The organism is Streptomyces sp. NPDC093260 (assembly GCF_040683715.1).
In the GTDB taxonomy this organism is placed as follows: domain Bacteria; phylum Actinomycetota; class Actinomycetes; order Streptomycetales; family Streptomycetaceae; genus Streptomyces; species Streptomyces sennicomposti.
Genome location: NZ_JBFBEK010000004.1, coordinates 78,563 through 104,662, shown reverse-complemented (window position 1 = coordinate 104,662; position 26,100 = coordinate 78,563). Strand labels below are relative to the sequence as shown.

General features: G+C 75.5%; 20 protein-coding genes, 1 other RNA gene and 1 pseudogene. 9 read left to right on the top strand and 13 right to left on the bottom strand.

Translation table 11 applies throughout. From position 1 onward, the window contains the following. Positions 1-34: 34 nt before the first annotated feature. The 3 genes from eda to AB0N63_RS06570 form a co-directional block, all read right to left on the bottom strand. Complete coding sequence (eda, locus tag AB0N63_RS06580) at positions 35-712, bottom strand: bifunctional 4-hydroxy-2-oxoglutarate aldolase/2-dehydro-3-deoxy-phosphogluconate aldolase (RefSeq protein WP_365525010.1); 678 nt, start codon at positions 710-712, stop codon at positions 35-37. 336 nt (positions 713-1,048) lie between these two features. Continuing rightward, positions 1,049-1,831 (bottom strand): peroxide stress protein YaaA, encoded by a 783-nt coding sequence (yaaA, locus tag AB0N63_RS06575; RefSeq protein WP_365525008.1) that lies wholly within the window; start codon positions 1,829-1,831, stop codon positions 1,049-1,051. 46 nt (positions 1,832-1,877) lie between these two features. Continuing rightward, entirely contained in the window at positions 1,878-2,288 is a 411-nt protein-coding gene (locus AB0N63_RS06570; protein ID WP_365525005.1) for a hypothetical protein, read from the bottom strand. Between the two features lie 161 nt (positions 2,289-2,449). Between AB0N63_RS06570 and rnpB the strand changes: the two genes are divergently transcribed. Further along, an RNA gene (gene rnpB / locus AB0N63_RS06565) (RNase P RNA component class A) lies at positions 2,450-2,852 on the top strand. A gap of 59 nt (positions 2,853-2,911) precedes the next feature. Here rnpB and AB0N63_RS06560 read toward each other — a convergent pair. The 5 genes from AB0N63_RS06560 to AB0N63_RS06540 form a co-directional block, all read right to left on the bottom strand. Next, positions 2,912-4,783: a DNA/RNA non-specific endonuclease gene (locus AB0N63_RS06560; protein ID WP_365525002.1), complete on the bottom strand. Its 1,872-nt coding sequence runs from the start codon at positions 4,781-4,783 to the stop codon at positions 2,912-2,914. 1,235 nt (positions 4,784-6,018) lie between these two features. Continuing rightward, positions 6,019-8,040, bottom strand: coding sequence for a hypothetical protein (locus tag AB0N63_RS06555; RefSeq protein ID WP_365524999.1), 2,022 nt, complete (start codon positions 8,038-8,040; stop codon positions 6,019-6,021). Next, the gene (locus tag AB0N63_RS06550) at positions 8,037-9,032 is read right to left on the bottom strand and encodes a protein phosphatase 2C domain-containing protein (RefSeq protein WP_365524997.1); all 996 of its coding nucleotides are present in this window, start codon (positions 9,030-9,032) and stop codon (positions 8,037-8,039) included. Before AB0N63_RS06550 ends, AB0N63_RS06555 begins: the two co-directional genes overlap by 4 nt. Continuing rightward, the gene (locus AB0N63_RS06545; RefSeq protein WP_365524994.1) at positions 9,029-9,712 is read right to left on the bottom strand and encodes a hypothetical protein; all 684 of its coding nucleotides are present in this window, start codon (positions 9,710-9,712) and stop codon (positions 9,029-9,031) included. The genes AB0N63_RS06550 and AB0N63_RS06545 overlap by 4 nt, the downstream gene beginning before the upstream one ends. A gap of 93 nt (positions 9,713-9,805) precedes the next feature. Continuing rightward, positions 9,806-10,072, bottom strand: coding sequence for a hypothetical protein (locus AB0N63_RS06540; protein ID WP_365524991.1), 267 nt, complete (start codon positions 10,070-10,072; stop codon positions 9,806-9,808). An 89-nt stretch (positions 10,073-10,161) separates the two neighbouring features. Here AB0N63_RS06540 and AB0N63_RS06535 point away from each other — a divergent pair, with 89 nt between their 5' ends. The 3 genes from AB0N63_RS06535 (at position 10,162) to AB0N63_RS06525 (ending at position 12,034) form a co-directional block, all read left to right on the top strand. Next, positions 10,162-10,500 (top strand): hypothetical protein, encoded by a 339-nt coding sequence (locus AB0N63_RS06535; RefSeq protein ID WP_365524988.1) that lies wholly within the window; start codon positions 10,162-10,164, stop codon positions 10,498-10,500. 126 nt (positions 10,501-10,626) lie between these two features. Then, complete coding sequence (locus tag AB0N63_RS06530; RefSeq protein ID WP_365524985.1) at positions 10,627-11,250, top strand: TetR family transcriptional regulator; 624 nt, start codon at positions 10,627-10,629, stop codon at positions 11,248-11,250. Positions 11,251-11,644: 394 nt separating this feature from the next. Next, positions 11,645-12,034: a hypothetical protein gene (locus tag AB0N63_RS06525; protein ID WP_365524983.1), complete on the top strand. Its 390-nt coding sequence runs from the start codon at positions 11,645-11,647 to the stop codon at positions 12,032-12,034. Here AB0N63_RS06525 and AB0N63_RS06520 read toward each other — a convergent pair. Continuing rightward, a complete protein-coding gene (locus AB0N63_RS06520) occupies positions 12,023-13,708 on the bottom strand; it encodes a hypothetical protein (RefSeq protein ID WP_365524980.1) in 1,686 nt (561 codons plus the stop codon). The two genes, AB0N63_RS06525 and AB0N63_RS06520, sit on opposite strands and share 12 nt — an antisense overlap. A gap of 378 nt (positions 13,709-14,086) precedes the next feature. Between AB0N63_RS06520 and AB0N63_RS06515 the strand changes: the two genes are divergently transcribed. Genes AB0N63_RS06515 through AB0N63_RS06500 form a run of 4 tightly spaced genes read left to right on the top strand, consistent with a single transcriptional unit; the run spans position 14,087 to position 20,804 of the window. Further along, positions 14,087-15,526, top strand: coding sequence for a hypothetical protein (locus tag AB0N63_RS06515; RefSeq protein WP_365524978.1), 1,440 nt, complete (start codon positions 14,087-14,089; stop codon positions 15,524-15,526). A gap of 6 nt (positions 15,527-15,532) precedes the next feature. Next, positions 15,533-17,512: a hypothetical protein gene (locus AB0N63_RS06510; RefSeq protein WP_365524975.1), complete on the top strand. Its 1,980-nt coding sequence runs from the start codon at positions 15,533-15,535 to the stop codon at positions 17,510-17,512. Further along, positions 17,509-18,816 carry a hypothetical protein gene (locus tag AB0N63_RS06505; protein WP_365524973.1) on the top strand — a complete coding sequence of 436 codons (1,308 nt, stop codon included), beginning with the start codon at positions 17,509-17,511 and terminating at the stop codon, positions 18,814-18,816. Before AB0N63_RS06510 ends, AB0N63_RS06505 begins: the two co-directional genes overlap by 4 nt. After that, the gene (locus AB0N63_RS06500) at positions 18,813-20,804 is read left to right on the top strand and encodes a vWA domain-containing protein (RefSeq protein ID WP_365524970.1); all 1,992 of its coding nucleotides are present in this window, start codon (positions 18,813-18,815) and stop codon (positions 20,802-20,804) included. The genes AB0N63_RS06505 and AB0N63_RS06500 overlap by 4 nt, the downstream gene beginning before the upstream one ends. 26 nt (positions 20,805-20,830) lie before the next feature. On the opposite strand, the gene AB0N63_RS06495 is transcribed toward AB0N63_RS06500, so the two are convergent. The 4 genes and pseudogenes from AB0N63_RS06495 to AB0N63_RS06480 form a co-directional block, all read right to left on the bottom strand. Beyond that, positions 20,831-21,805, bottom strand: a complete 975-nt coding sequence (locus AB0N63_RS06495) for a hypothetical protein (protein WP_365524967.1) — start codon at positions 21,803-21,805, stop codon at positions 20,831-20,833. A gap of 65 nt (positions 21,806-21,870) precedes the next feature. Then, a complete protein-coding gene (locus AB0N63_RS06490) occupies positions 21,871-22,896 on the bottom strand; it encodes an NB-ARC domain-containing protein (RefSeq protein WP_365525645.1) in 1,026 nt (341 codons plus the stop codon). A 492-nt stretch (positions 22,897-23,388) separates the two neighbouring features. Beyond that, positions 23,389-23,655 (bottom strand): annotated as a pseudogene (locus AB0N63_RS06485) (helix-turn-helix transcriptional regulator); the annotation flags it as partial. Then, positions 23,652-24,470, bottom strand: coding sequence for a GntR family transcriptional regulator (locus AB0N63_RS06480; protein ID WP_365524964.1), 819 nt, complete (start codon positions 24,468-24,470; stop codon positions 23,652-23,654). The pseudogene AB0N63_RS06485 and the gene AB0N63_RS06480, both read right to left, overlap by 4 nt. Before the next feature lie 312 nt (positions 24,471-24,782). Between AB0N63_RS06480 and AB0N63_RS06475 the strand changes: the two genes are divergently transcribed. Further along, positions 24,783-26,063, top strand: coding sequence for an extracellular solute-binding protein (locus AB0N63_RS06475; RefSeq protein WP_365524962.1), 1,281 nt, complete (start codon positions 24,783-24,785; stop codon positions 26,061-26,063). Positions 26,064-26,100: the final 37 nt, after the last annotated feature.

The following is a 26,100-nucleotide window of genomic DNA, read 5'->3' as shown; positions in this document are numbered from 1 at the left end:
GTGCGGCCGGGGCGGTACGCGCTCGGCGCGGGGCTCAGCGCCCGGCCCGGCGCAGGGCCGCGGCCTCGCGTGCCAGCCGCTCGATCCGGGCCCAGTCGCGGGCGGCGAGCGCATCCGCCGGGACCATCCAACTCCCGCCGACGCAGCCGACGTTGGGCAGGGCGAGGTAGTCGGGCGCGGTGTCCGGGCCGATGCCCCCGGTGGGGCAGAAGCGGGCCTGCGGCAGCGGCGCGGCGAGCGACTTGAGATAGGCGGTGCCGCCGGCCGCCTGCGCCGGGAAGAACTTCATCTCCCGCACCCCGCGCTCCAGCAGCGCCACCACCTCCGAGGCGGTGGAGACCCCCGGCAGGAACGGCGCCCCGGACTCCGTCATGGCCGCCAGCAGGGTGTCCGTCCAGCCGGGGCTGACCAGGAACCGTGCTCCGGCGGACACGCACCGCGTCACCTGCGCCGGAGTGAGGACCGTACCGGCGCCCACCACGGCCTCCGGCACCTCGGCGGCGATCGCCCGGATGGCCTCCGGGGCGGCGGGCGTGCGCAGGGTCACCTCGATCGCGGGCAGCCCGCCGGCCACCAGCGCGCGCGCCAGCGGCACGGCGAGGGCGACGTCGTCGAGGACGACCACCGGCACGACGGGGGCGAGGTCCAGTACGGAGGCGGGCGGCGCGGAAGCGGGCAGGGGGGTGGAGTCAGGCAGGGGAGTGGACGGCATGGCCATATCTTCCCGAGGCGGCGCACCCTGCGCAAAGCGCGTTGCGCAGGGTGCAACACGCTGCGGTGTGTGGGTCCTCAGCGGCCAGGCCCTGCCCGTTCTGGCCGCTCTGGCCGTTCTGGCCGTTCTGCTGGCCCTGGCCGTTCTGGCCGGGCATGCCGCCGCCGGGGAACCCTCCGGTACCGCCCGGGAACCCGCCGCCGGGGAAGCCGTTGCCGTTCTGCCGGCCCTGGCCGTTGGCGCCGCCTGCGGGGAAGCCGCCGCGCATGCCGCGACCGCCGCCGCCGAAGCCCATCCGGCTCGCGCCCGCCGGGCCGGCGGCGGCCTGGCCGCCCCTCAGTGCACCTCCGTCACCAGCACGTCCAGCGTCCACGTCTGCCCCGCCCGCTTCGGCGGCCGCGCCTCCACGACGTACCCGAGGTCGCGCAGCGCCTCCACCAGCTCGGCGGGGCCCTTCGGCGCCACCCCCTCGGTGAGCAGGCTGCGCACCAGCCGCCCCTTCGTCGCCTTGTTGAAGTGGCTGACCACCTTGCGGGTGGGCGCGTGCAGCACCCGCACGCTCGCGGTCCGCCCGGCCGCCTCGCCCTTCGGCTTCCAGGCCGCCGCGTACGCCGCGGAGCGCAGGTCCAGCACCAGCCCGTCCCCGGCGGCCTCCGGCAGCACGGACGCCATCGGCGTACGCCAGTACGCGCCCAGCGCACCGAGCCCCGGCAGCTTGACGCCCATCGAGCACCGGTAGGACGGGATGCGGTCGTTCACCCGCACCGCGCCCCACAGCCCGGAGAAGACGAGCAGGGAACGGGTGGCGCGCCGCTTGGCCGCCGCGTCGAGGGAGGCGAGACCGAGGGCGTCGTAGAGCACGCCGGTGTAGACCTCCCCGGCGGGCCGCGTCCCGGCGGTGCGCAGCCCCGCGTTCTTGGCGACCTCGCCGCGCAGCCCCTCGCTCAGTCCGAGCACCTCGCGGGCCTTGTCCTCGTCTCCCCGGCACAGCTCGACCAGTTCACCGAGCACAACCTCGCGAGCGGCGGTCAGCCCCGGCAGCGACAGCGACTCCAGCTCCAGCGAGGCGCCACGGCCGGGCGCGGCCTTGCCTTCGGACGGGGGCAGCAGCACAAGCACGGGGTCTCTCCTTCATCGGCACTCCGCGCCAGGGTACTGACCCCGCTCACCGGCCTTGTCGGCCCGCTCTGCGCGGGCACCACCCCCGCGGCGCCCGGCCGCCTCGGCTCAGGCGCGGCGGTCCGGCGTCCCGAGCCGGCGTTCCAGGGCGGCGGGCAGGGGATCGGCGGCGGGGGGCGGCCGCTTCCGGGTCGGCGGCCCGGGCCACGAAGTTGTCCGGGCGGACCAGGAGTGCGGCGAGGTCCGGGCGGGCGCGGCAGCGGGCGCCGACGCCCCGGACGCGGTCGCCGTGTCCCGCGCACGCCCGGACGTCCGGGGCGTCGGCGAGGCCGAGCAGCAGGGCGCGGCCTCGTGGAGGTGGTCGCCGAGGAGGGTGCCGTCGGGTGGCCGCGGCGTTCGCGGAGAGCGCCCCGGAGGAGGACGGCGATCCGCGCCCGGCCGCCGCCGCGTGCCGCACGGTCTGCGCCGCCTCGGTGAGCCGGCCGCTGGCCGCGACGCCGGTCGACGAGGTCGCCGGGGACCACCGGCTCCGCCTGGACGCCGCGGTCGAGGCACTGGACCGGGCCTTACCCGGACAGGCGGACCGACGCCGGGCGGTATCATGTCCGGTACGGCAGACGAGCCGGGCGGACGGCCGCGTGAGGTCCCTTACGGGACTTCCCGAGGAACGTCCGGGCTCCACAGGGCAGGGTGGTGGCTAACGGCCACCCGGGGTGACCCGCGGGACAGTGCCACAGAAAGCAGACCGCCGGGGACCTCGGTCCTCGGTAAGGGTGAAACGGTGGTGTAAGAGACCACCAGTGCCCAGGGTGACCTGGGCAGCTAGGTAAACCCCACCTGGAGCAAGGTCAAAAGGAGCGCGGTGAAACGTGCTCTGCGCGGACGTTCGAGGGCTGCCCGCCCGAGTCCGCGGGTAGACCGCACGAGGCCGGCGGCAACGCCGGCCCTAGATGGATGGCCGTCACCGGAGGGCCCGCGAGGACCCCCGGAACAGAACCCGGCGTACAGCCCGACTCGTCTGCCGCTCCGGGCCTGCGGCCGGTGACTCGTGAAGAAGCCACCGAACGCGCCGACGCTGTTTCAGTTTCCGATGTTCGTCACGCCGCCCGGGCCGCCGTCCACCCAGTTGGGCACCGTGCGGGCGAGGACGTGCTCGGGGACGCCGGCCGGGGAGTAGAAGACAGCGACCATCGAGAACCAGCGGGGGATGCTGCTGTCGGGCGCCCTGAACACGGGCTCCACCAGGTAACGCACGCTGCCGTCGGGCTCCCTGGCGATGTCCGCGGCCACCTCGGTCTCGAAGTGCGACATGCCGAGGCCGCTGTTGTTGCCGAGGAGCTGCCCGCACGGGCTGAGGTTCGTCTTCAGCTTGTTGGAGCCCCCGAACCGCGCGGCGATGATGTGGCAGCGCGCCAGGTGGTACTCCGGGTCGAGCCCCAGCCGCCGCACCGCGGCCTTCGCCTCCGCGTAGCCGTACGGATCCGGTTTCCGCTTCGCGGCCCCGTTCTTCGCCGGCTTCTTCAGGCAGGCCTCCCCCGTCTCGGTGCGCCCGTTGGCGCCGGCCGTGTTCAGGATCCATCCCTCGCCGCTCCTGACGGCGCCCTTCGGCATCCGGCGCGCGCAGTCCAGCGGCCGGTCCGCGTCCCGGTCCCCGCTCGGCGCGGAGGCGGCCCGGGCGGCCGACTCCGCTGGAGACGGCGCCTGGGCCAGCTGCTCCTCGTCCCGCCGCTGGGCCTGCTCCAGGGCGCTGGTGTCCACCTCGGCCAGGACCCGGACCACGGTGTCGGCGGTGGCGCGGACGCTGTAGGGCTCCGGTGCGCCACTGATCCGCGCGCGGGCCTCGGCCTCCCGCCGCTTCGCGGCCTCCACCGACGCGAACAGGGGCCCGGCCGCGGCGTCCGTGCAGGCGACGTCCCCAGGGGCGTCCAACGGCAGCCGCCCGGTGGCGCTGCACGTGCCGGCGGCCCGGCCGTCGAGCCGCACCGTCGCGGTGAGCCGGACCGTGACCCGGCCGCCGCGGATACGCCGTCTGGCCTCCGCGCTCGGAGTGACGCCCGAGATGTGCGAGGTCACCACGCAGCCGGAGGCCGCGCAGCGCAGGGCCGGCTCGGTCCGCACCCGGGCGCTGACGCCCGCGTCCAGCGCGGTCCGCAGCTCCGGGACCCGCTCGCGGATGCGGCCCGCCAAGGCCGCGCTCTCGGTCCGGGACAGCGGGGCGAGGGTGAAGGCCGCCGCGCCCGCCGACGCGGCGTCCGCCCGGGTGCGGGCGGCGGCCGGCGCGGTCACGGCGAACGCCGTGCGCGGCCCGGTCCGGGCGACGGCGGCCCGGGTACGGCCGGTCGCCGGACCGCCGGATGCCGAGCCGCCGGCCGTCGAACCGTCGGACGCCCGCGGGACGAACGCCAGCACCCGGTGGGGGCGCGCCTTCGAGACGTACAGGTCGCCCTGCGGGGTGTGCGCGCTGAGCGCCGGCACTCCGCCGGCCGAGGCGGGCGCCGTGTCCTCGTCCGACAGCGTCGTCGCGCTGTCGGCGAGCGCCTTCAGCAGGAGGTTCGCGAACACCGAGGGGCTCTGCCCGGCCTCCGGGGCGTCCGGGGAGTCCGTGTCCCGCACCGCCCCGGCGACCCACTGGCCCGCGAGGCCCGAGCCGGCCCCGGTGCCGGTGCCGGTGCCGTCCAAGTCGTCCGGCCCGTCGGCGGAGTCCGGGGCGCTGCCGGGCAGGCGGACGTAGGTGGTGCCGCCGACCGCCATGGTCGTCACCGGGGCCCCGTCGTACACGGCGTCCCCGAGCGAGGCGCCGGAGGCGGTGGTCCGCCGCTCGGTCCAGGCGGAGCCGTCCGCGGCGGCCCGGTAGCGCACGCCGGGTTGCAGCGCCAGGTCCACCAGCGCGGACGCGATCGCGGCCCGCCGGTCGGGCGGCGGCGACCCGGGGGCGCGGTGCCAGGTCAGCAACCCCGCGGTGACGACGGCGGCGAGGCCCGCGGCGACGAACGCGGCCCACCGCCGGGGACCGCGGGACCTGCCCGTGGGGCCGGGCGGCCCCGGGGGCGTCTGCCGTGTGGGTCCGAGGTGCCGGGGCGGTAGGGGTGCCGTGGGCGGACCGGATCGCGCCACCGGCCCCGGCGTCCCGCCCGCGCCCGTCGCCGGGCGGGACACCGGCCGCGCCCACGTCGAGGCGGACCCGCCCGCCCCCTGCGCGCTGCCCGCGCTGCTCTGCCCACCGGGCGGCCTCCGGGCCCCCGGGTGGACGCCGGAACCCGGGACGGAGCGCCGCCTTGGGGACGAGGACCGCGGGGCTGTGGGCGCTTGGGGTGTGGACCCCGGGGATGCGGGCTGTGCGGCTGCGGGCACTGAAGGCACGGGCCGCGCCGCGTGCCCCTGGAAGGTGGGTGGTGCGGCTGCGGGCCCCGGAGATCCGGGCTGGAGGGCGGCGGGCCCGGGCGGCGTCCCTGGGCCCGCGGGCGCTGCGGCTGGAGGTCCCGAGTACGCGGACCGCGCGGCTGCGGACCGCCGGGACGTGGGCCCCGAGGATGCGGGCGGTACCGCTGCGGGCCTTGGGGATGCGGGCCGCGCGGCTGTCGGCCCCGGGGACGCCGGTGGCGTCGGCACGGGACCGGACACGGGCCGGCCCATGAGCGGCGGCACGGCCCGCGGGGTGCCGAGCCAGGTCGGCGGATCCGGCTCGTTCCGCGCGGCCCGGGCGCCGGGTTCGTTCCGCGCCGCCCGGATGCCCGGCTCACCCGCCGAGCCTTGCGTGCCGGGCACGTTCCGCACGGCCCGCGTGTCGGACCCGCCCCCCGCGCCTTGCGCGCCGGGTTCGGCCCGCGCAGCCTGGGCGCCGGACTCGTCCTCCGCGCCTTGCGCACCCGGTTCATTCCGTACGGCCCGGGTGCCGGGCACGTTCCTCGCGGCCGGGGGGCCGGACTCGTTACGGGGAGCCCGGCTGCCCGCCTCGTCCCCCGCGCCTTGCGCGCCCGCCTCGTTCCGCGCGGCCCGCGCGCCCGCCCCGTTGCGCGCCGCCCGCCCGCCGGGCGTGCCGGGCTCGGCGGGCTTGCCGGGGGTGCCCGGTGTGCTGGGGTCGTCGGCCCCGTCCGTCCAGTAATGGGTCCCCACCGGAACTCCCTTCACGTCCGTTGCTCGGGATACAGGCGGCCCCGTGCGGTCCTGGCCGTGCGGGGGCCGTGGGGTCAGCGCCAGCGGTAGCAGACGGTGTAGGCGAGTTCCGGGTACTCCCGGGACCGCCAGGTCGTCCAGCCGTCGTTCCCGCAGAACGACGCCGCCTCGTACCGTCCGGTCCGCCCCGAGACGACGACGTTGGAGCTGTCGCACGAGCCGGTGTTGGTGAACGTCGCGTCCGACCCGCTGCCGCTCTTGAGCAGGCACTGACGCACCTGGGCGTAGCCCATGGCGTCCGGGTAGTTCATCGACAGGCACAGGATGCGGTCCAGACCGGCGCCGGAGGGGCCGTTGAACGGCTTGAGCAGGTTGTAGTGCGGCCAGTCGCCGCACTTGGACTCGTCCCGCCCCCGATAGACCGCGAGCACCTTGAAGTTGCCCGTCTCGCAGGGCTCCGTGTGCCAGGTGCCGCTCCCGTTCGGGCCGTAGACGCAGTCGCCCTGCCCGGCGTGGTAGGCGTCGCCCCCGGGGTTGAGGTAGCTCAGGCACAGCACCAGGTCGTGGCGGTGGGAGGAGACGCTCTCGTCGCTGTCGTCGACGCCGTCGCAGCTGTCGAGGCCGGTGGTGCCGTGCCGGATGTCGACGACCTTGAACGCGCCGGGCGAGCAGGACGTCGGCACCAGGTCGGGCCGGGTCCGCGTGCCCTCGTCGTCGAAGCAGGAGCCGATCTCGGCGTCGCCGACCGGGTCGGGTGTGGGCGAGGGCGACCGGGTCCTGTCGCCGTCGGCGTCCGAGTCGTCGCCGGTGGCGCCGGCCGTCGTGTCGTCCCCGCTGCCTGCGGTCGTGGCGTCGTCGGTGTCGTCCGACGTGCCGGGGCCGCCGCCGGAATCGTCGCCCGGCGTGCCGCCCGTCCAGGAGCCGCCGGTGGAACTCTGCCCCGACGAGGTGGTGGACTGCGCGGTCGGGGAACCGTCGTCGCCCGAGGACCGCAGCCCGAACAGGACCGCGACGACGATGAGCGCGGCGACCACGGCGGCGGTCCGGCCGGCGGACTTCCGCAGCGCCGGCACCCGTGCGGCCGCCGGACCGCCCGTGCCCCGCGCCGTCGCCGGGCCGCCGGGGGGCCGTGCCGGCCCCGGGCCGCGGGGCGACGGCGGGGTGGGCGGCTTGCGCGCAGGGCTGGTGGACGCCGGACGCCGGGCGGCCTTGGCGGACGCGGTGGCCGCGACGACGGTGAGCCGTTCGGCCCAGGCCGCGGGGGCCGGGCGGCGGACCGGATCGGCGGAGAGCCCGGCGCGGGCCAAGTCGCCCAGGGTCGGGTCGAGCGCGGCCAGGGCGGCCGGGTCGGTGGTCGTCTGGTCGCGGGCGAATAGGCGGACGGCGAGCAGGGCCAGCTTGTAGCTGTCGCTGGACGGGGTCGCCCTCTCCTCGCCCGGCGGGACCTGCCAGTCGGGTGTCTCGGCCTGGGGCAGCGCGCTCGCACCGCGCAGCCGCATGGCGTCGCAGTCGACGAGGAAGCACTCGGGGCGGGCGGCGGTGGCGAAGAGCAGGTTCTTGGGCGAGAGGTCGCCGACCGCGATGCCGATCCGGTGCAGCCGGGTGAGGGTGGCCGCCAGGTCCGCGAGGAGCAGCACGCGGTCGCGTTCGCTGACGCGCAGGCCGACGCCGGCCACGTAGGCGTCGTCGTTGAGCAGGAACTCCAGGTTCGCCAGCCGCCGGTCGCCGCGGGAGGCGCCGCCCAGTGGCCGGTAGGCGAACCGGAAGCGGTCGGGCACCAGGCGCATGAGCAGCCCGCAGGGGCGGCCGGCGCGCTCCACCACGGCCGCGGGCCACGCGGTCTTCTCGCACAGCCACCGTCCCTCCGCGGTGCTCAGCGAGGCGGTCAGCGCGACCTGTGCCGTCAGGGCCGCGGCGTCGAGAGCGGGCAGGACGGCGGGGGCGTACTCCTTGTAGACGACGTCCCAGCCGCCGTTCACCGATGTGTTGATCCTCTTGTTGAGGACCTGGTGCACGCTGCCCTGGCCGCCCTGTCCGAGGAGGCGGCCCAGGGTGAGCGTGCCGTGCTCGACCACGGGTGTGCGGGAAGCGCTCACGTCGCCGGTGCCCCCGGGTGCGGCCAGACCGCCAGCAGGGTGCGGTCGTCGTCGAAGGTCTCCCGCGAGAAGTCGAGGAGATGGGCGAGCCACGGCGAGGGGACGGGCGTGGCGAGCTGACGGGCGAACAGGGCGCCCACCTGGCCGTCGCCGTCGCCCAGCGGGTCGCCGAAACCGTCGGTGCCGACCAGCAGGGTGTGCGGGGCCTCCAGCCGTACCACGGTCAGCTCCAGCGGGTCGGGCACGTGCGGGAGCGGGGTGACCACGTTGGAGACCAGCGGGGAGTCGGAGCCGGTCTCGGGGCCGAACAGCGCGTGGTACCGGCCGTCGGACCGGTCCAGCACCCAGGCGCCCGAGTCCCCGACCCGGCACAGCTCGGCGACCGGACCGGCCGGGTCCGGGCGCACCACGCCGGCCACGAGCGTCGTCGCGTAGAGGGCGGCCACCTCGCCCGGCTCGGGCTCCCGGCCGCCCTGCGACCACTGGGCCAGCTGCCGCAGCCGCTCGGCGGACCGGAGCAGCACGTCCCGGAAGTCCAGTGGGCCGCCGCCCGCCGACAGCAGGTGCAGCATCCGCTCCACGGAGGTCCGGCACGCCTCGATGGCGCCCCACTCCGATCTGGTGGCGCCGGAGACGCCGTCGGCCACGGCGAACACGACGCTTCCGCTCGCCTCGTGGCACGCCGCGCGCGCCGCGTCCTGGCGGGGCTTGCCGGAGTAGCGGTGCTGGGCCCCGCGCACCGAGGCGAAGCGCAGGCACAGGGACGGTGCGGACCAGCCGTCGCACTCGGTGTCCGGGAACTCGAACGCGTACCGGCCTGGAGGCCGGGCCTCGAACTCAGGACCCGGCGTCCCCACCGCGATCGGCAGCCACGGCACGGGCGGCACCGGGGGCGGAGCGGCCGGCGGCAGGGGCGGCACGGCCGGCGGCAGAGGCGGTACGGGGGGCCGGTCGAACGCCTCCGAACGCCCGCGGTCGGCAGCCGTGCTCACTGCCCGACCTCGTCGATCGCCATGCTGAACTGGTCCGGACGGTTCACGACCAGCTGCGGGGCGCCCGAGTTCAGCGCCTGTCCCGAGGCGACCAGACTCGCCGTCAGGGCGTGGAAGAACTCGGCGACCGCGCGCCCGATGTCGGTCCCGGGCTTGGCGATGAACGCGAACTCCGGCTGGGTCGCCACCTCCACCATGGTGCTCGCCTCGGCGTCGCCGATGCCGCAGGCCACGATGTTCGGCGCGGTGGGCGTCAGCGCCCGGTCGGTGAGTTCCCGGTGCGGCCGCCGCCAGGCCCCGCCGTCGGTCGGCTGCCCGTCGCTGAGGAAGAACACCACCGGCCGGTGCACCTTGTAGCCCTCGCCGCGCAGCCAGCGCACGTCGTTCGGGATCCTCGCCAGCAGGTCGTCGAAGACCGCCTCGTAGTTCGTCAGCCCCCGGATCTCGACCTTCGGCAGGCTCGTCTCGCGGCGCATGTCGGCCACCGCGAGCCGCACCTGGACGTCGTCGGAGAACCCGAGCACGGCCAGCCGCAGCTTGGCCGCGATCATCGGTTCGGCCCGCAGTCCCTCGCAGAGCGACACCAGACCGTGGGTCAGGTCCTGTTCGTGCGGGCTCATCGAGCCCGACTCGTCGGCCAGCACATAGGCCGGCAGCAGTACGCCTCTGGTCTCCGCCATGCTGATTCGTCCTCGTTCCGTGTCACCTGCCGTACGGCGGCCGCGTGCCGCCGTACCGGCCCTTCGCCGTGGCCGCCTTCGCCGTGGCCGCCCTCACCGTTCGCCGTGCAGCAGCACGGCCCTGATCGCGTCGTCGACGGTCGGGAACACCCCGAGTTCCTTCTTCGCCATGGACGCGCGCCGGGAGCCGAACGCCAGCCAGAGGCCCGCCGCCGTGGACACCGCGTGCCCCACCGGCGCGCCCCGCAGGACGCTCCCCTTGAAGACCTGGACCACCTCGTCCCGGTCGGTGGAACTCACGTCCAGGGAGAACCCGCCGCCCTCCGCGAGGCGTTGGGTGGATTTCTTGATCCGTGTCATCACCGTCTCCGTCGCCGTGTCCGGAACCGACAGGTCCGCCCTGGCTCCGGGCGGTCTCGCCAACCGTGCCGGCAGGCGGTGAAATTCGCATGAAATCCCGCGGGCGCCGCCCACGGGCTCGCGCCGCCTGCCTTGACGGCCGCCTCCACGTCGGTCCGCGCGCCCGCAGCCGCGCACCGTCCGGCCTGCCCCCGCACCGCGGGCCGCCGCGGCTGCTGCGCTCCCCGGGCGTCACCGACAGCGAGGTCCCGAGGCCGGCTGGAGACGGACATCCGCTGCCGGCTCGGCCGGACCTCGGCCAGGGCGCGGGCCTCCTGGCCGAGGTCCGTGAGCGGCACCGCACCGCACTGGCGGTGCCGGGCGCCCGCCGGCACCCCGGGGAGCACGCACCGGCCCGCGCGGGCCTGGGCGCCCGCGAGGCGGCCTGACCTGGCCGGGGCCGGGCCCGCGGCGGAGAGCGGGCGCGGTCGAGGGCCGCCGCGGTGCGAGAATGGTCCTCATCCCGTGTGGTCGCCTCCCCGGCGGACCCGCACGCGTCAGGAAGGTGCACGCCCATGACCCCCCGCCCCGGTCTGCGGGAGAGGAAGAAGCTCAGGACCCGCCGCCTCCTGCAACAGGAGGCCCTCCGCCTCTTCCTGGAGCAGGGGTACGACACCACCACCGTCGAGCAGATCTGCGCCGCCGCCGACATCTCGCCGAGCACGTTCTTCCGGTACTTCCCGACCAAGGAGGACGTGGTCTTCCCCGACGACCGCAGCCCGTGCGCGGGGGAGGACGCGTGCGCGGGGGAGTACCCGGGCACCGGGGACGCGATCAGCGGGCGCGGCCCGGTGGAGCCGGTCCCGGACGTGGTGCGGGCGACCCTCTTCGGCCTGCTCGAACAGGGTCTCACCGAGGACCGGGACACCACGCTCGCCCGGCTCAAGCTGGCCGCCCGGGTACAGCCCCTGCGCGCCCGCATGCGGCAGCAGCAGGAGAGCCGGGTGACGCACACGGCTGCGCTGCTCGCCGAGCGCGCCGGCCGCGACCGGAACGGCTACGAGGTCAGGATCACGGCGGCCGTGCTGGTCGCCGTGCTCACGGAGACACTGATGTTCTGGGCGGAACACGACGGCGAACCCGACCTCACGGCCCTCGTCACCCGCGCCCTGGACCACTTGGGCGGCCTGAACCTGTGACTGCCTGGCACCGAGGCCTGGCAGCGGGAATTGCGGGCGCTGGGCATCGAGGCGCCAAGGAGACCACGGCCCGCGCGCGGACGCCGGGGGAGCGGGCTGAGGCCGTGGCGGGCGAGGCCCGGCTGCGCAGCCTGCCGCTCGACCTGGGCCAGAGCGAGCCCGGGAGCGGTTGGAGAAGGCCGCCGTCCGCGCCGAGGCGAGCGGCCACCTCAAGCTGGACGCCTCCTGGGGTTCTTCGGCCGGTACCCGGACAGCGTCGATCCGCCTGGCGCGTCGGGTCGAACCGGTGCTCCCTCGGACTCGACGAGCGGGCTGAGGAGACCCGCGGTATCGCCCTCGTCACCTCCTGCCGAGGGTGCGCTCCCGACAGACAAGGCGATCACGGGGGAGAGCCGTGGTCTTGCTGCGCCGGGCTCTGGAGGAGCTGGAGAACCGCGTGCAGCCCGATCACAGGATGGCCGCCGCGGTCCGGATCGCCGTTGGCCTCGTCCACAGACATCTCGGCGAGACCGAGGACGCGATCCTTCAACCGTTCGCGGCATTCGCTGCGTTGAGCGCGGTGGCCGAGGGCATGTGGTACGAGGCGCAGGCGCGGGAGCAGCTCGCCGACATCGCTCGGCGGGCCGGTGGCCGGCCGGAGCTGGTGCGTGAGTGCCCGAGCCGGGCCGCCGACATCCACGGGGGCTGGGCGACCTGTCCCCGGCCTTGGAGTCGCGGGCGGCTGGCGGACGACGCCGAGGAGCGACACCGGGCGGCACCGGGGACGGGGCGGTCAGACGTTTAGGGGGAGGGGGCGCAGACGCAGTACGACGTCCTCGTCCCGCAGGCCGCCGATCCGCAGCGTCACCTGGGTGCCGTCCGGGTCGATCCCCTCGCTCAGACAGGCGTAGACGACGGCCGCCGGCAGCCCGGGGTCCGGTTCCGGGCCGGTGACGGCGGCCTCCACGACGCGGCCGTCCCTCAGCCCGACCAGACAGCCGCCCCCGCGGACCGCCGAGGCCGCGAGCAGGCTGCCGGCCCGCTGGGCGAGGGCGGCCTCGATCCAGCGCAGTGCCCCGACCGCGGTGGGCGCGGGGTGCCGCCTGACGAGCACCGAGGCACTCTCCGTCAGCCGGTGGTCGCGCTCGTCGTCCGAGCACGCCAGGTGCGTGTGGTGGGCGGGGGAGTCCGGGTGCGACCCGGCATACGCGGCGACGGCCGCCGGAACCCGGTGCACCGTGACGGCCGGAGCCGTGCCGTCCCCGGCGACCGCGGTGGTCACCTGCCACGAGGCGACGGGCGCGGCGGGCGGCTGCGGCACCGGCAGCACGGGGGAGACCGGCGGCGCGGAGGCCGGCTCCGGAAGCCTGAGCAGCTCGTACACAGCGGTGCGGAGCCGGGCCAGGGCGTGCCCCGGCTCGGCGAAGGCCCGCGCCGCGACCGCCGCGTACCGCTCGGGGGTGTGCTCGCGTACGGTGTCCTCCACCTGCCGGCGCAGATCCCCGTGCGGATCGAGCCGGGGTGCGACGGCCGCCAGCTCGTGGGCCGCCGTCCCGGGCACCGAGTCGCTGCCGAACGCCGCGAGCAGCAGCGGGAGTCCGGCCGCCGCCCCGTACAGCGTGACCGAACCGTGGTCGCCCACCAAGACGTCCGCTGCGACGAGCGCGGGCCGCCAGGCGTGCACCGCCGGTATCAGCAGCAGCCCCGCGTCGAGGGCGGCGGCCTGCAGGGTGCGCAGCTGCCAGGCCCCGTGGGCCGACCAGACGTTGGGGTGGACGATCGCGCCCACCCGGTACTCGTCGTAGGGGAGCCGGGCGAGCAGACGCGGCAGGAGGTCCGGCCGGCTGCCCAGGAGGGAGGTGTCCCGCCAGGTCGAACTGACCATGACCAGACGCTGGTCCTCCCCGACGCCCAGTGCCGCCCGGTACGCCGCCCGACGCGTCCGGCTGCCGACCAGTTCGTCGAAGCACGGGTCGCCGACCAGCAGGGTGCGGCCGGCCGCCTTCGGGTGGGCGGCGAGCAACTGCTCCTCCTGCGCCGGGTGCGAGACCGCCAGCCAGGCGCGGCCCGACTCCAGCAGGGAGTCCGGTACGACCCCGGAGAGCCGGTCGCGCGCACTGCGGGAATCCGGCACGCGCTTCTGGAAGCCGATGCCGTGTGGCAGGACCAGCACCGGACAGTCGCCCTCCGGCACCTCGATGTTCTCGCTGGCGGAGAGGATGAGGTCGGGGGCGATGTCGCCCAGCTGCGCCCAGGGGGCGACGCGGCACCCGGCGGAGCGGAGCAGGCCGAGGACGCCGTCGTTGAACGCGGACGTCGGGTCGTAGGCGAAGACGACGGTCACACGGCCGTCGTCGCGCAGGAGCGCGGGCAGCGTCTCCAGGACGCGTACGGTCGAGGTGACCGTGCGGGCCGCGACGACGAGCACGCGCTCACCGTGGAAGGTGCTCCAGCGGTGGGCGTCGGCCCCCACGGGCACCCGAAGAGGCTGCTCAAAGGACAAGGCGGCCACCTAGGACAGGCCCACGCCCCCGGCTGCTCACCGGCTCGTGGCTCGCGGCGATGATGCTGCTGTCGCGTTCCAGGCCGGCGGGCACCCCTTCGGGCGGTCTCATGGCGGGGATCGGTGTCTGGTCCCGTACACGGTAGCGAATCCCGGCGATCACACCGCAAGTGCCGGAGGTGGTCCACCTGTTGCGGGCCTCGTCGTGACGGACGCCGCCGGGCGTCGGCGGTGGCCCGGTGATGCGGCGGGCGTGCCGACGGGCGTCGGGCGATCTGCGTCGATCCCTGACGATTCATCAGCCCGGGCAGTAGCATTTGGCTTCCGCGGGACGACGACGGATGCGGGGGACGCATGGCAGTGCAGCGCGGCATGGCCTGTGTGGTGTTCGACGTCGAGACGCCTACGGAGGGCCCGCCGCCCGCCGACTGGACCGAGGGACCGCTGCCGCTGGCCATGGCCGGCGGTGTGACGGACCGGGAGCGGCGGATGACGTACTTCGAACCGCGTATCGCCACCACCCTCTTCGGCACCCCGGACCGCCCCGCCCGCTGGCACCGCCACCTGCCCCCGGCACCGTCGCCCGCACGGGCACCCGTACCGGCATCCGGTCCTGACCCGACGCTCGCACCGGCACCGGCACCGGTGTCCGCCCCGGACCCGGCACCCGCCCCGCACCCGGCACCCGCCCCGGACCCGGCACCCGCCCCGGACCCGGTGTCCGCTCCGGCACCCGCCCCGGACCCGATACCCGCACCCGCACCCGCACCCGCACCCGCACCCGCACCCCCCACCTCCCCCGTCGCCGAGGCCGTGGAGCTGTTGCGGCTGCCCCCGGTCATAGCCGACGGCCCCTCGCGGCGTGCCGTCGCCGTACTGCATCTGAGGCTGTCCGGCACCCCGCTCGAGGACATCCACCGGATCGGCGACCTGGCGGTGATCGAGCAGGAGTACGGCCACCTCCTGCCGCCCGGGACGCGGCCGGCCGGCGCCGGGCGGCGGGCCTGGACGCTGGCCCACGTCACCTTCGACGACGGCGTCCCGCCGGAGGCGATGCCCCCCGCCTACACCGGCTGGGGCGCCCGCGACCAGTGGCTGTGGCTGCTGGCCTCCGCCACCCCGGTCGGCCGTTTCCCGCCCGACCCCGAGGACGAGGCGCTCTTCGCCGGCCGGGTGCGGTTCTCCGCGGACTGGCAGGCCCTGGTCCTGCGCGACGGCGCGGCCTTCCTCGGCACCTCGCCCGACCCCGGCGGCGACACCGGCTTCCACGCCGTGGCCGCCGTCCTGGCGCGCACCGTCTACCTCGACGCGTTCCTCCTCGGCCGGCTCCAGGTGCTGGGCCTCAACTCCCTCGCCAACGACCTCGCCGAACTGCGTGCGCACGAGACGCACGCCCGGCGCCTGCTCGCCCTGGAGGGCCGGCAGATCGAGCTGAGGCGGGCCCTGTGGTCCCGGATCACCGCGCGGGGCAAGGCGGACGAACTGCTGGAGCGCTTCCAGGAGCAGCACCGGCTGCCCGATCTCCTCGCCCGGACCGGGAGCGCCCTGAGCGACGCCGCCCGCTATGTGGAGGCGTCCCGCGCCCGGCGCAGCGGTCTGGCGATCGGGCTGCTGTCCACCGTCGGCCTGCCGTTCGCCGTGGCGTACGCCGCCGGCGCCCTGTGGGGCGAACCCGGGCCGGCGACCCTGCTGGTGAGCACCGTGGTGGCGCTCGTGCTCACCATCGCCCTGTTCGCCGCGATCCCGCCGCTGCGCGGGCTCGCTTCCGTCGAACTGCGAAAGCCGGAGGACTGATCCCCAGTGCTGGTGGCGCTCTACCGTTCCGGCCCGCTCGGGCAGCGACTGGCCAAGGGCTACGCGGTGGCCGGCGACGGCGGCGATCGGCGCCGCGGCCGGCCGTCGGCCGCCGCCGCGATCACCGCCGACCTGCTGGCCCGCCCTCCCCGGCTGCCCGCCCTGCCCACCGGAACGCCCCTCACCCTGCGCGGCGGCCCGCGCAACCCGTCGGTGCTGTGGGTCGACACCGGCCGGGTCGTCCTGCACGACCCGGCCGCCCGGACCGCCGTCGCGGCCACGCTGGCCGAGGCGGTCGCGATCGTGGCCGAACGGGTGCGCAGGGCGGGCGGCGCGCTGGTCCCGGGCGGCTGGACCGCCGGCGGCGCCGATCCGGACCCGGGCCTGTGCGCGGACCTGCACTCCCTCGACGTGGTCAGCGACGTCCAGCGCGAACTGCTGTGCAACCTCCTGCGCGACTACTCCCCGGCGCTCATCGCGCTCACCGGCCGCCAGCTGCACGGCCCGGGCGGCGCCGCCGGCCGGGGTTCCGCCCGGCTGTCCCGGGCGACCGACCAGGTGGCCACCCGCTACATCGCCTCCTTCTCCGCCCAGCACCTGGACCGGGTGCGCGCCGGGCTGCGGCGCAGCGAACGGCTCGCCCGCCTGGAGTCCATGGACGTCAACCCGCTGGGGGACGCCGGGCTCGGGGCCGAGGGCGAGGTGACGCTGCGCCTCTTCGACGCGCAGGTGTCCGTCTCCTCCGCGATGGCCCACGCGCTCCTGGCCCAGGCCGTCGCCATGCGGGTGCGCGACCTGGAATGGGAGGGCCGCCGCATCCGCGCCCTTCCGCAGTCCCTGCTGGAGCGCAACCGCTCGCGCGCCGTCGCCCACGGCCTGGCCGCGGAGTTCGACGTCGACCAGCGGCCGCCGGGCGGCAGGCCGGGCGCGGGCGCACGGAACGCGGGCGCACGGGGCGGCAGGAACGCGGCGGCGAGGCCCGCCGCGCCCAAGCCCCTGACCGCAGTGCGCGCCGTGTCGGGGCTGCTGCGCGAACTGCTGCCGTACTTCCGTCAGCTCGACGCCACCCCCGACGAACTCGCCCAGCTCTTCCTCGGCCTGGAGCTGGCCGGCGGCCCGGGAGCAGCCGCCTTCGTGCGCAACGAGAACGACCTCCTGGCCCGGTGGCACGAGCAGGACCGCGCCCTGCTGTCCGCGGAGGGGTTCGCGCGCCGTCTGGCCTCCCCGCAGTGGCTGACGACGGACCACATCACCGCGGCCAACACGGCGCGGGCGGCGGGCAGCACCGCCGCCGCCCGGGTGTGGCTCGTCGGACAGCTCGAACCCCCGCGCCCCGAACGGGACCGGCAGGAACGGCCGGACCGGCAGGGCCCCAGCGGGCGCGGCGGCCGTCCGGACCGGTCCGCACAGCGGCCCCATCGCGGCAACGGCGGCGACCGGACGTCCGACCGCGCCCGCGGCAGAACGGCGTCCGACCGCGCCCGGACCGCCTCCGGTCCCGTGCTCTCCGACGAGCAGTTCCTGGACCGGGTGGAGGGGGCCACCGGCGGCGCCGACGACATCGTCGAGGCCCTGCGGGCGTACTGCCGGTCCACCGCCGCGCTCGATCTCACACCGTCCCTGCGCCGCCGGGGCCGGGAGCGGGCCAAGGCGCTGCGCCGGCTGCTCCGGCCGCGCCCCGCCGAGCGGATCAGCTGCGACGCCCCGCTGGCCTCCTGGGACGACCCGGCGGCCGGCCGGGCCGTGCGCGCGGCCGCCGACAAGGGCTGGGCGCTGCTGCACTGGGACCTGCCGGACGCCGAGCGCCCGCGGGTGCGCGCCGGACTGCGCGCGCTCGGCCGCCCGCCCGGCGACTGCCGCTACGTCCTGCTGACGGACACCGCGTACACCGGGAAGGCCGACGAACGCCGCGGCACGCTGGAGGTCCTGCTGGTCGCGCCGGCCCGGGAGGGCGACCCCAAGACAGCCGAGGAGGCCGCCTCATGACCACGGCGCCGTCGGGAGCCGTGCCCGTGCTGCTGGACCTGCGCGCCCACCGCCGGGTGCCCACGTCCGCCCAGGGCTACATCGACCTGTGGCAGAGGCTGGAGCCCGCCCTCACGACGGTCGACCCGCGTCGCGGGCCGAGGGTCAGCCTCGACCTGGGGGCGGAGGGCGAGGTCACCGTCCTGTTCCTCAGCCCCGCCACCGCGCCGGTCCCGCTCGACGCGGCCACCCCGTTCGCGGTGCGCGGCATCCTGGAACCGCCGCAGGTCCGCTACGCCTGCGACACCTGCCGAGGCGAGGGCGTCACCACCTACGCCCCCTTCACCTGCGCCGGCTGCGGCAGCGACGAGCGGCCCGGCCGGGTCTGCGACGCGCACGCCGTCTTCCTGGAGGGCGGCCTGCGCGCCTCCTGCGCCCGGCACGTGCCGGTCTGCCCGTGCGGCCGGACCGCCCACGCCTGGTGTGCCGGACCGCGCTGCCGGTCGGGCCGGGCCTGGTGCCCGCAGCACCTGGTGCCCCGCACGGCGGACACCGCCCTCGACTACTGCCTGGACTGCCACGCCGAACGCTTCCCGGCCTGCGAGCGGCCCGGCTGCACGGCCACCGGGCACGTCCGCTGCGAGCACCGCATGCCGGGCGACACCAAGGGCTGCGGGCAGCGGATGTGCGCCGAACACGCCATGCTCTGGCAGATCTACGGCTCGCGCAGCCGCGGGCTGGCCCTGTGCGGGCACCACCACCGGGGCCTCAGGGCATCGGACCCGGCGACCCTGGTCGCCCTCATGCTGGCCGGCACCGCCGCGCGCTCCCAGGCCCGCCGCTCCGCACGCTCCCCGTCCCAGGCCCGCCGGGCGGCGTTCCTGCCCCGGCTCGGCATCGTCCGCCACATCTTCATCAACACCTGCAACCAGGTCCTCGACATGAGCACCGTCGACTCGCTGTTCGTGCGACTCCAGCGCGAGCTGAGCCGGCGGGGCGCCTCGAACGACCGCCGCGACCTCACCGAGCGGGCGCTGCACCTGCTGGACCAGCACGCCGCCTCGCGCCGGGAGGACGTGCAGCGCTTCCGCGACAGCCACGAGGAGGGGCGGCGGCACCTCGACCGGCTCAGGACGCTGCTGCGGCAGTCCGGCAAGCAGCAACTGGCGGACGCCGTCGACTTCTCCGACTACCGGCCCCGCAGCAACATCCTGTTCGTCAAGGTGCCCAAGGAGCTGCAAGGGCGCTTCAAGGGGACCCGGGGCGCGGTCGTCAAGGAGCTCGAAGCGCGGCTCGGCATCACCATCAAATTGGAGCGGGAATGAGTCTCCTCGGTTTCACGCCGGACGACACGCGGCTGAGCACGGTGTCCGGGCCGGGACTCGTGGACGGAAACCGGCTGGGCGCCCCCGCCGGGCGGCTCCCCGCCGAGACGGCCGGCCTGCTGCTGCCCCGCGGTTCCGCCGCCGAGTCCGTGGCCGTACGGCTCGTCCCGGTGCCGGACCTGCCCGCCGACGTCCTGCTCGTGCCCGAGGCGCTGGCGTCGGAGCACCGGCTGGCGGACTCCCCGTGGCAGGTGCGGCCCGCCGACGCCGCGGTGCCGGCGGCGCTGGAGCTGGAGTCGCCCGCCGAACTCACCCTGGACGAGGCGACCCGGCACGTCCAGAACTCGACGCTGCTCATGGGGCACGTGTTCGCCCACGGCGACGACCACCGGGACGTCTGGATCGACCTGGACGGCCACCCCTTCCGGGTGCGCTCCGTCGCCGACCAGACCGGCCGGCTCCTGACGGGACTCCTGCGGGTCGGCGGGAACACCCGGGTCAGCGTGTTCGCGCCGGGCGTGCGCAGCGCCGTCGACGTCGTGGTGCTGGCGGACTGCAGCGGGTCCATGGGCGCGGACGACATCCCCGACGTGCGCGAAGGGCTCTGGAACCGTGGCGAACGCCGGGTGACCCGGATGGACGCGCTGAAGAAGGCCCTGCGCACCATGATCGACGCCCGGGCGGAGGTGGACGGCCTGGTCACCCGGTTCGCCCTGGTCCGCTTCGACCTCACCACCAAGGTGATCTTCCCGGACCGGGAGGGCATGGCGGAGGTGACGAACGCTCCCGGCGACCGCAGCCTCGAACTGCTGCGCGGCGCCGTCGCCCTGCTCAAACACGGCGACCAGGCCACGGACATCGGCAAGGCGCTGCACCGGGCGGGCGAGCTGCTCTACCGGCACGGCGTGCCCGACAACGACAAGCTCATCGTCCTCGTCAGCGACGGCGCGCACTGGGCGCCGATGAGCGAGGACCGCAGCGGCGAGTCGGTGGCCGGCACCGACGACCCGGTGTCGACGATGGAGGAACTCCACACCGAGCTGGGCATCCGGCTGCACGCGGTCGGCATCAGCGACCAGACGCTCTTCGGCCGCTGGTGGGAGGACTACTGCCGGCAGCAGCGGACCCGGGCCGAGCCGCCCGAGCACCTGGTACCCAACCACGAGCTGCTGAGCCGGCTGGTCGACGTCGCGGGCGGAGACCGGCACCGCATCGGCGGGGTGGACGTGCTGGAGGAGTACTTCACGGAGCTGGGCAGCGGCGTCGTGCGGTCGGTCGGCCGGCCCGCCGGCGCCCGCCTGCCCGCCCTCCAGATCGACCCCGCCGCCGTCACCCCGCCGCCGCGCCGCCCGGCGGCGGACCCCGGCCGACAGCAGGAGTGGGCGACCCTGCGGGAGACGGTGCTGGCCCGCTACTCCGACGTGTGCACGGCGTCGGTGCCCCGCCTCGGCTACGCCCTGTTCGACCCCGCCCCGCCGGGCGACCTCGGGCAACTGCGCGTCATCGCGGCGACGAACATGGAGTTCAACGCCTGGCTGGCGGCCGCCCACAAGGTCTTCCACGAGCGGCTGCACAGCTCCGTGCGGAACCCGCGCAGAAAGGGACGGGCGGAGTACGTCGCGACGCTCCCGCTGCCCGAACTGGCGGAGCTGCTGTGGGACGGCCGGCTGGGGGACGTGTTCGGGCTGCGCAACTACTTCCTGCACAACCCCGAGTTCGAGAAGCGCTCGGAGGAGCAGAACCGCGAGGTGGGCGAGGCCATCCTCAGGCACACCGGCAAGTACGCGCTCAGCGAGGAGGACGCCGAGGGCTGGTACCTGCTGCAGCGGGGGCTGATGACCAACCTGGCCGGGATGCTCGCCGACGTCCACCGGCTGCTGGTCTCCCCGCCGCCCGGCCACCGGCAGCCCGACGCGCCCGAGCCCGCCTCCGGCCCGCTGCCGCCCACGGCCGTGGGCACCGTGATCGTGAAGGGCCAGGGCCTGTGACGGGCCGGGGCCGGTGACGGCCCCGGCTACGGACGCCGCCCGAACAGCGGGGCGAGCAGGCGCAGCAGGGCGGTGAACCACGAGCCCCCGCTCCGCGCCGCCCGGACCCGCTCGGCCTCCTCCCGCCGCCTGCGCTCCCTCCGTCTGTGCCGGATGCGGTGCAGCGCCCGCTCCGCCTCGGCGCTGTGGGAGGTGTACTTCAGGATGTGGGCGCTCTTCTCGTAGGAAGGCGGCGGTTCCTCCCGGCGGGCCACGGCGGGCACCGTGCGCACCCCTTCGGCCTCGCGTCGCAGCCCCGCCGCGCCGAGTGCCTCGGCTAGGGCGACCCGGGTGCCGGCCGGAAGCCACTCGGCGGCGGACAGGAGGCGCCGGGCGTCCTTCTCCCTGCCCTCCCGGCGCAACTGCTCGACGATTCCCGGCAGTTCGGCGGGACGCCGTTCCACGGCACACAGCAGGACCGCGACGGAGCAGTCGTACATGCCCCTGGACCGCAGCTGCCCGGAGACCGCGAACGCCCGGTCGCGGTCCTCGGCGATCTGGGCGACGGTCCGCTCCACCAGCCGGCGGTCGCGCTGCTGCCACATGGTCCTGACGACCTTGGCGGTCCGGGCGGGCCCCTGGCGCAGCAGACTGGCGACCGCGCGCCGGAGGTCCTGTTCGGTCCCGGTGCGCAGGACGTGCCGGAGATGGGCCGCCTGGTCGGCCGCGGGGCCCGCGGTCCGCTTCTCGCGACGCGGTGGCCGAGGGACCGCCTCGCCGGGCGGTACGGCGGCTCGGACGGGGGCGGGCGGCGTCTGCTTCCCGGGGGAGGGGGCGCGCCGGGGCTTCTTCTCGGGTGCGGAGGGGGACCGTCGCCTTTTCCCGGGGGAGGCGGGTAAGCGTTCCTCCTTCCCGGAGGGGGAGACGGGCGGGGTGCTCGCCGGCGGGGTCCCGCCCTCGGTGGGCAGGACGATCCTCGGTGTGCCGGGCGACGTCCCGCGCTTCTGCGGATGCCGTGCCAAAAGACATTCCCCCTCGCGCCCGTACGTCCCCCGCGGGATCGGCCGACAGCGTGCCCGCGGACAGGCTACCGGCCCGGCGCGCGGCCGGGACGAAGTCGCCGCGACGGCGCCCGGCGGGCCGCTTCGGCCGCGTGCGGGCGTACCGCGTCCTCGGCCGCTTGCAGGCGCACCGCGTCGTACAGGCGGTAGCGCGTCGCGCCCTGCCGTGCCGTGGGGACGGGGTGGATCAACTGGTGGTGCAGCAGCTCCTCCAGCAGATCGGCGGCCGGACCGGGCGACGGCGGCACCCCGGCCGGTGTCTCCGGAATGCCGAAGTCGTCGGGGGAGCGGGCCAGCCGGCGCAGTGCCGTGCGCGACTGCGGGGACAGGAGGCGGAGGTACGCGGCCACGCTGGCGTGCAGGGACAGGTCGCCGATCCGCAGCACCGCCAGCCGGTCCCGCTCGTCCGCCAGCCGGTCCGCCAGGTCCCGCACGCGGCGGTGCGGGCGGGCCGTGAGCCACAGGCCGGCGATGTGCACCGCCAACGGCAGCCCCGCACAGGACCGCACGATGCTGAGCGCGGCCGGCCGTTCGGCGCCGACGCGTTCGGCGCCGACCAGGTCGGTGAGCGCCCGGAGGGCGTCATGCTCCTCCAGGGGGCCGATCCGGCGGCGGAACCGCTCCGGCAGGGCGGACAGTTCACGCCGCGCGGCCACCAGCACCGCGCTGCGTCCGTCGGCCACCAGCAGCGGTCTCACCTGCGCCTCGTCGTCGACGTTGTCGAGGACCACGAGGACCCGTCGGCTGCCGAGCGCGTTGCGCAACTGGGCGCGGGACTCCTCCGGATGTTCGGCTGCGGGGGCGCCGCCGAGGGAGCGCAGGACGCGGCGGACCAGGACGTCCGGGGGGACGGGGCGCGCGTTCGCGGGGTGCAGGTCGACGAAGACCTGCCCGTCCGGGAAGTGCTCCCGCACACCGTGGGCGGCCCGCAGGACCAGTGCGGTCTTGCCCGCGCCGGGCGGACCGACGACGACCGCGGCGGGCCTGCCGGGGCCGGGGTCGCGGCGCGCCAGGTGCGCCATCAGCTCCCCGGCGAGCACCTCCCGGCCCACCAGCCGATGCCGGGGCGCCGCCGGCAGTTCGGCGGGGACCGCCGGGGGAGGCGGGGCGGGGAGGGCTGGTGGGGTGGGCTGGATCGGTGGTACTGGCAGGGCTGGTGGTGCGGGCAGGGCCGGCGGTGCGGATTCGCTCCCCCGTGCGGGTGCGTACGGCTGTGCGGGCACACCTGGTGGCGCGGGTGTGCCCGGTGGGGTGGGCACACCTGGCCGTGCGGACATCTCCGGGGGTTCGGCCGCCGTACCCGGAGGCACGGCCACACACGGCGGCGTGGATACGGCCGGTGGCGCCTGCGCGCACGGCGGTGCCGGCGCGCCTGGTGGCGCGGACGCGCCCGTTGGTGTGGCTCCGCCCGAAGGCACCACCCCGCCTTGTGCCACGGCCCCGCCCTGCGCCGCGCCCCGTTGCTCGGTGCGCGGCAGCCGCAGCAGTCGCCCCACCTCGCCCGGCGGCAGTCCCAGCGCCTCGGCCAGGAGCAGCAGTGACTGCTTGCGGGGGCGGGCGGTCTGGCCGGTCTCCAGGTTGCGGATGGCCCTTACGCTCAGCCCGGACCGTTGCGCCAACTCCCCCTGGGTGAGGCAGGCCGCCTCCCGCGCCCGTACCAGCGCGGCCGACAACCCCCCGACCGCGCCGGCCGAACCGGCCGTCCCGGCCCCCGCCCCGGTCCCGTGCGCCGCCCCCGTCCCCGTCGCGGCGGCACCTCCCGCCGGGGCGCCGCCCCCTGTCGCGCCGTCCCCCGTCGCGGCACCCCTCACCCGCCCTCCCCGCCGCGCCGTACCGTCGCGGTCACGCCGCCGCGGTACGCCGGGTGGCCCGGACGGTGCAGGGCGGCCACGAACTTGTAGCGGGAGCCCCGGTACACCGACCGCACCCACTCCACCGGCCGCCCCTCCGCGTCCCGTGAGTGCCGGGACAGCAGGAGCATCGGCAGGCCCACGTCGGTGGCGAGGAGCTGCGCCTCGCGCGGGGTGGACAGCGAGGTCTCGATGGTCTCGTCGGCCTCGGCGAGGTGGACGCCGTAGACCTCGGCGAGCGCCGTGTAGAGGGAGGGGCGGGTGGCCAGGGTGCGCCGCAGCCCGGGGAAGCGCACGGCGGACAGGTGTGTCGTCTCGATCGCCATGGGGTCGCCGCTGGCCAGCCGGAGCCGCTCGATGCGCAGCACCCGCTCCCCGACAGCGATGTCAAGGAGCGCCGCGAGCTTCACGTCCGCCGGGATCTCGCCGATGTCCAGCATCTGCGAGGCGGGCTCCAGGCCCTGGGCCCGCATGTCCTCGGTGTGCGAGGTCAGCCGCAGCGAGCGGTACAGCTTGGGCTGGGCGACGAAGGTGCCCTTGCCCTGGATGCGGTCGAGCCGGCCCTCGCCGACCAGTTCCTGGAGGGCCTGCCGGATGGTGGTGCGCGATGCTCCTAACCGGACGGCGAGCAGCCGTTCGGCCGGCATGGCCGAGCCGGGCTGAAGCGCCTGCGTCATCTCCAGGACCTGCTGTTTGATCCGGTAGTACTTCGGCACGCGCGCGACGCGGCCGGGTGTCCCCCCGTGGTGCGGGGCGCTGCTGACGTCGGTGGCCATGCCTGCCTTCCCGGCTGTGTGGGTGGGCTCCCGTTATAGCGACCAACTCCCCTATGGTCTAGTCCAACTGTGGAGGCGGCGACTCCGGTTGAACCGGCCCGCAAACGGGCGCGAGCACGCTCAGGTGTCTTTCTCATAACGCCCGGGAACAGGCTCCCGAACCACCCTTGACACCTCAAAAGGTCTAGGCCAAGCTCCGTCGTACTGGTCTACACCATTAGTGACCGGGTCCCGAGCCCTACGTGAAACAGCGTCGTGCGCGCATCACCGCCGGGGGCGTGGGGGGTTAGTGGCATCCCTGAGGAGGGTGGCGTGAAGCGCAAGCTTGCGGCCGCGATCGTGATCGCGGGCATGATGGTCTCCGTCTCGGCGTGTGGCGGGGGCGACGACAAGGACAGCAGCAAGGACGCGGGACCGGACAGCTGGAAGGGTCAGACCCTCACCGTCTGGACGATGGACGGCTCCGTGCCGGAGCAGTGGACCAAGGACGTGCAGGCCGCCTTCGAGAAGAAGACCGGCGCCAAGGTCAAGTTCGAGATCCAGAAGTGGGACGGCATCCAGCAGAAGGTCACCACCGCCCTCTCCGAGTCCAACCCGCCGGACGTCCTGGAGGTCGGCAACACCCAGACCCCGGCGTACGCGGCCACCGGCGGCCTCGCCGAGCTGAGCGACCTGAAGAAGGAGATCGGCTCCGGCTGGACCGAGTCGGTCTCCAAGTCCTCCGTCTACGACGGCAAGCAGTACGGCGCCCCCTGGTACTTCGCCAACCGCGTCGTCGTCTACAACAAGGCGATCTGGGCGAAGGCCGGCATCACGGACACCCCGAAGACCCGTGACGAGTTCTTCAAGGACCTGGAGACCATCGGCAAGAAGACCGACGCCGAGCCGATCTACCTGCCCGGCCAGAACTGGTACTTCTTCGACGGCCTGATCATCGGCCAGGGCGCCGACCTGGTGAAGAAGGACGGCGACAAGTACGTCTCCAACCTGGCCGACCCGAAGGTCGCCGCCGCCATGGAGATCTACAAGAAGTACGCCTCCTACTCCAAGGCCCCCAAGGACAAGGACGAGGCCACCCCGCAGCAGGCCACGGTCTTCGCCAAGGGCAAGACCGGCGCGTTCATCGGCATGGGCTGGGAGGCCGCCACCGCCATCCAGGCCAACAAGAACATCGAGAAGGACCTCGGCTACTTCACCATCCCCGGCGCCACCGCGGACAAGCCCGAGGGCGTCTTCCTCGGCGGCTCCAACCTGGCCGTCGCGCAGAACAGCAAGAAGCAGTCGCTGGCCAAGGAGTTCCTGAAGGTCGCGCTGTCCGACCAGTTCGAGGGCGAGCTGTCCAAGCTCAACGGCGTCATCCCGAACAAGGAGTCGCTGGAGGGCAACCTCAAGGGCAACGGGGCCGCCGAGGCCGCCGCGCCCGGCGCCGCCGTCGGCGGCACCACCCCGCTGATCCCCGAGTGGGCCGCGGTGGAGAACACGCCGAACCCGATCAAGGCGTACATGACCGCCGTCCTCAACGGCAAGGCGCCGGCCGACGCCGCCAAGGACGTCGAGTCCGACATCAACAAGCGCCTGGCCCAGAAGAACTGATGACCGTGCCGGGGGCGCCCAAGGCGCCCCCGGCCCC

Excerpts from the sequence above, each read along its gene's own strand:
- AB0N63_RS06505 (WP_365524973.1), top strand. The coding sequence starts at position 17,509 with ATGACCACGGCGCCGTCGGGAGCCGTGCCCGTGCTGCTGGACCTGCGC.
- AB0N63_RS06480 (WP_365524964.1), bottom strand. The coding sequence starts at position 24,470 with ATGGCCACCGACGTCAGCAGCGCCCCGCACCACGGGGGGACACCCGGC.
- AB0N63_RS06515 (WP_365524978.1), top strand. The coding sequence starts at position 14,087 with ATGGCAGTGCAGCGCGGCATGGCCTGTGTGGTGTTCGACGTCGAGACG.
- eda (WP_365525010.1), bottom strand. The coding sequence starts at position 712 with ATGCCGTCCACTCCCCTGCCTGACTCCACCCCCCTGCCCGCTTCCGCG.
- AB0N63_RS06530 (WP_365524985.1), top strand. The coding sequence starts at position 10,627 with ATGACCCCCCGCCCCGGTCTGCGGGAGAGGAAGAAGCTCAGGACCCGC.
- AB0N63_RS06535 (WP_365524988.1), top strand. The coding sequence starts at position 10,162 with ATGAAATCCCGCGGGCGCCGCCCACGGGCTCGCGCCGCCTGCCTTGAC.
- AB0N63_RS06545 (WP_365524994.1), bottom strand. The coding sequence starts at position 9,712 with ATGGCGGAGACCAGAGGCGTACTGCTGCCGGCCTATGTGCTGGCCGAC.
- AB0N63_RS06500 (WP_365524970.1), top strand. The coding sequence starts at position 18,813 with ATGAGTCTCCTCGGTTTCACGCCGGACGACACGCGGCTGAGCACGGTG.
- AB0N63_RS06540 (WP_365524991.1), bottom strand. The coding sequence starts at position 10,072 with ATGACACGGATCAAGAAATCCACCCAACGCCTCGCGGAGGGCGGCGGG.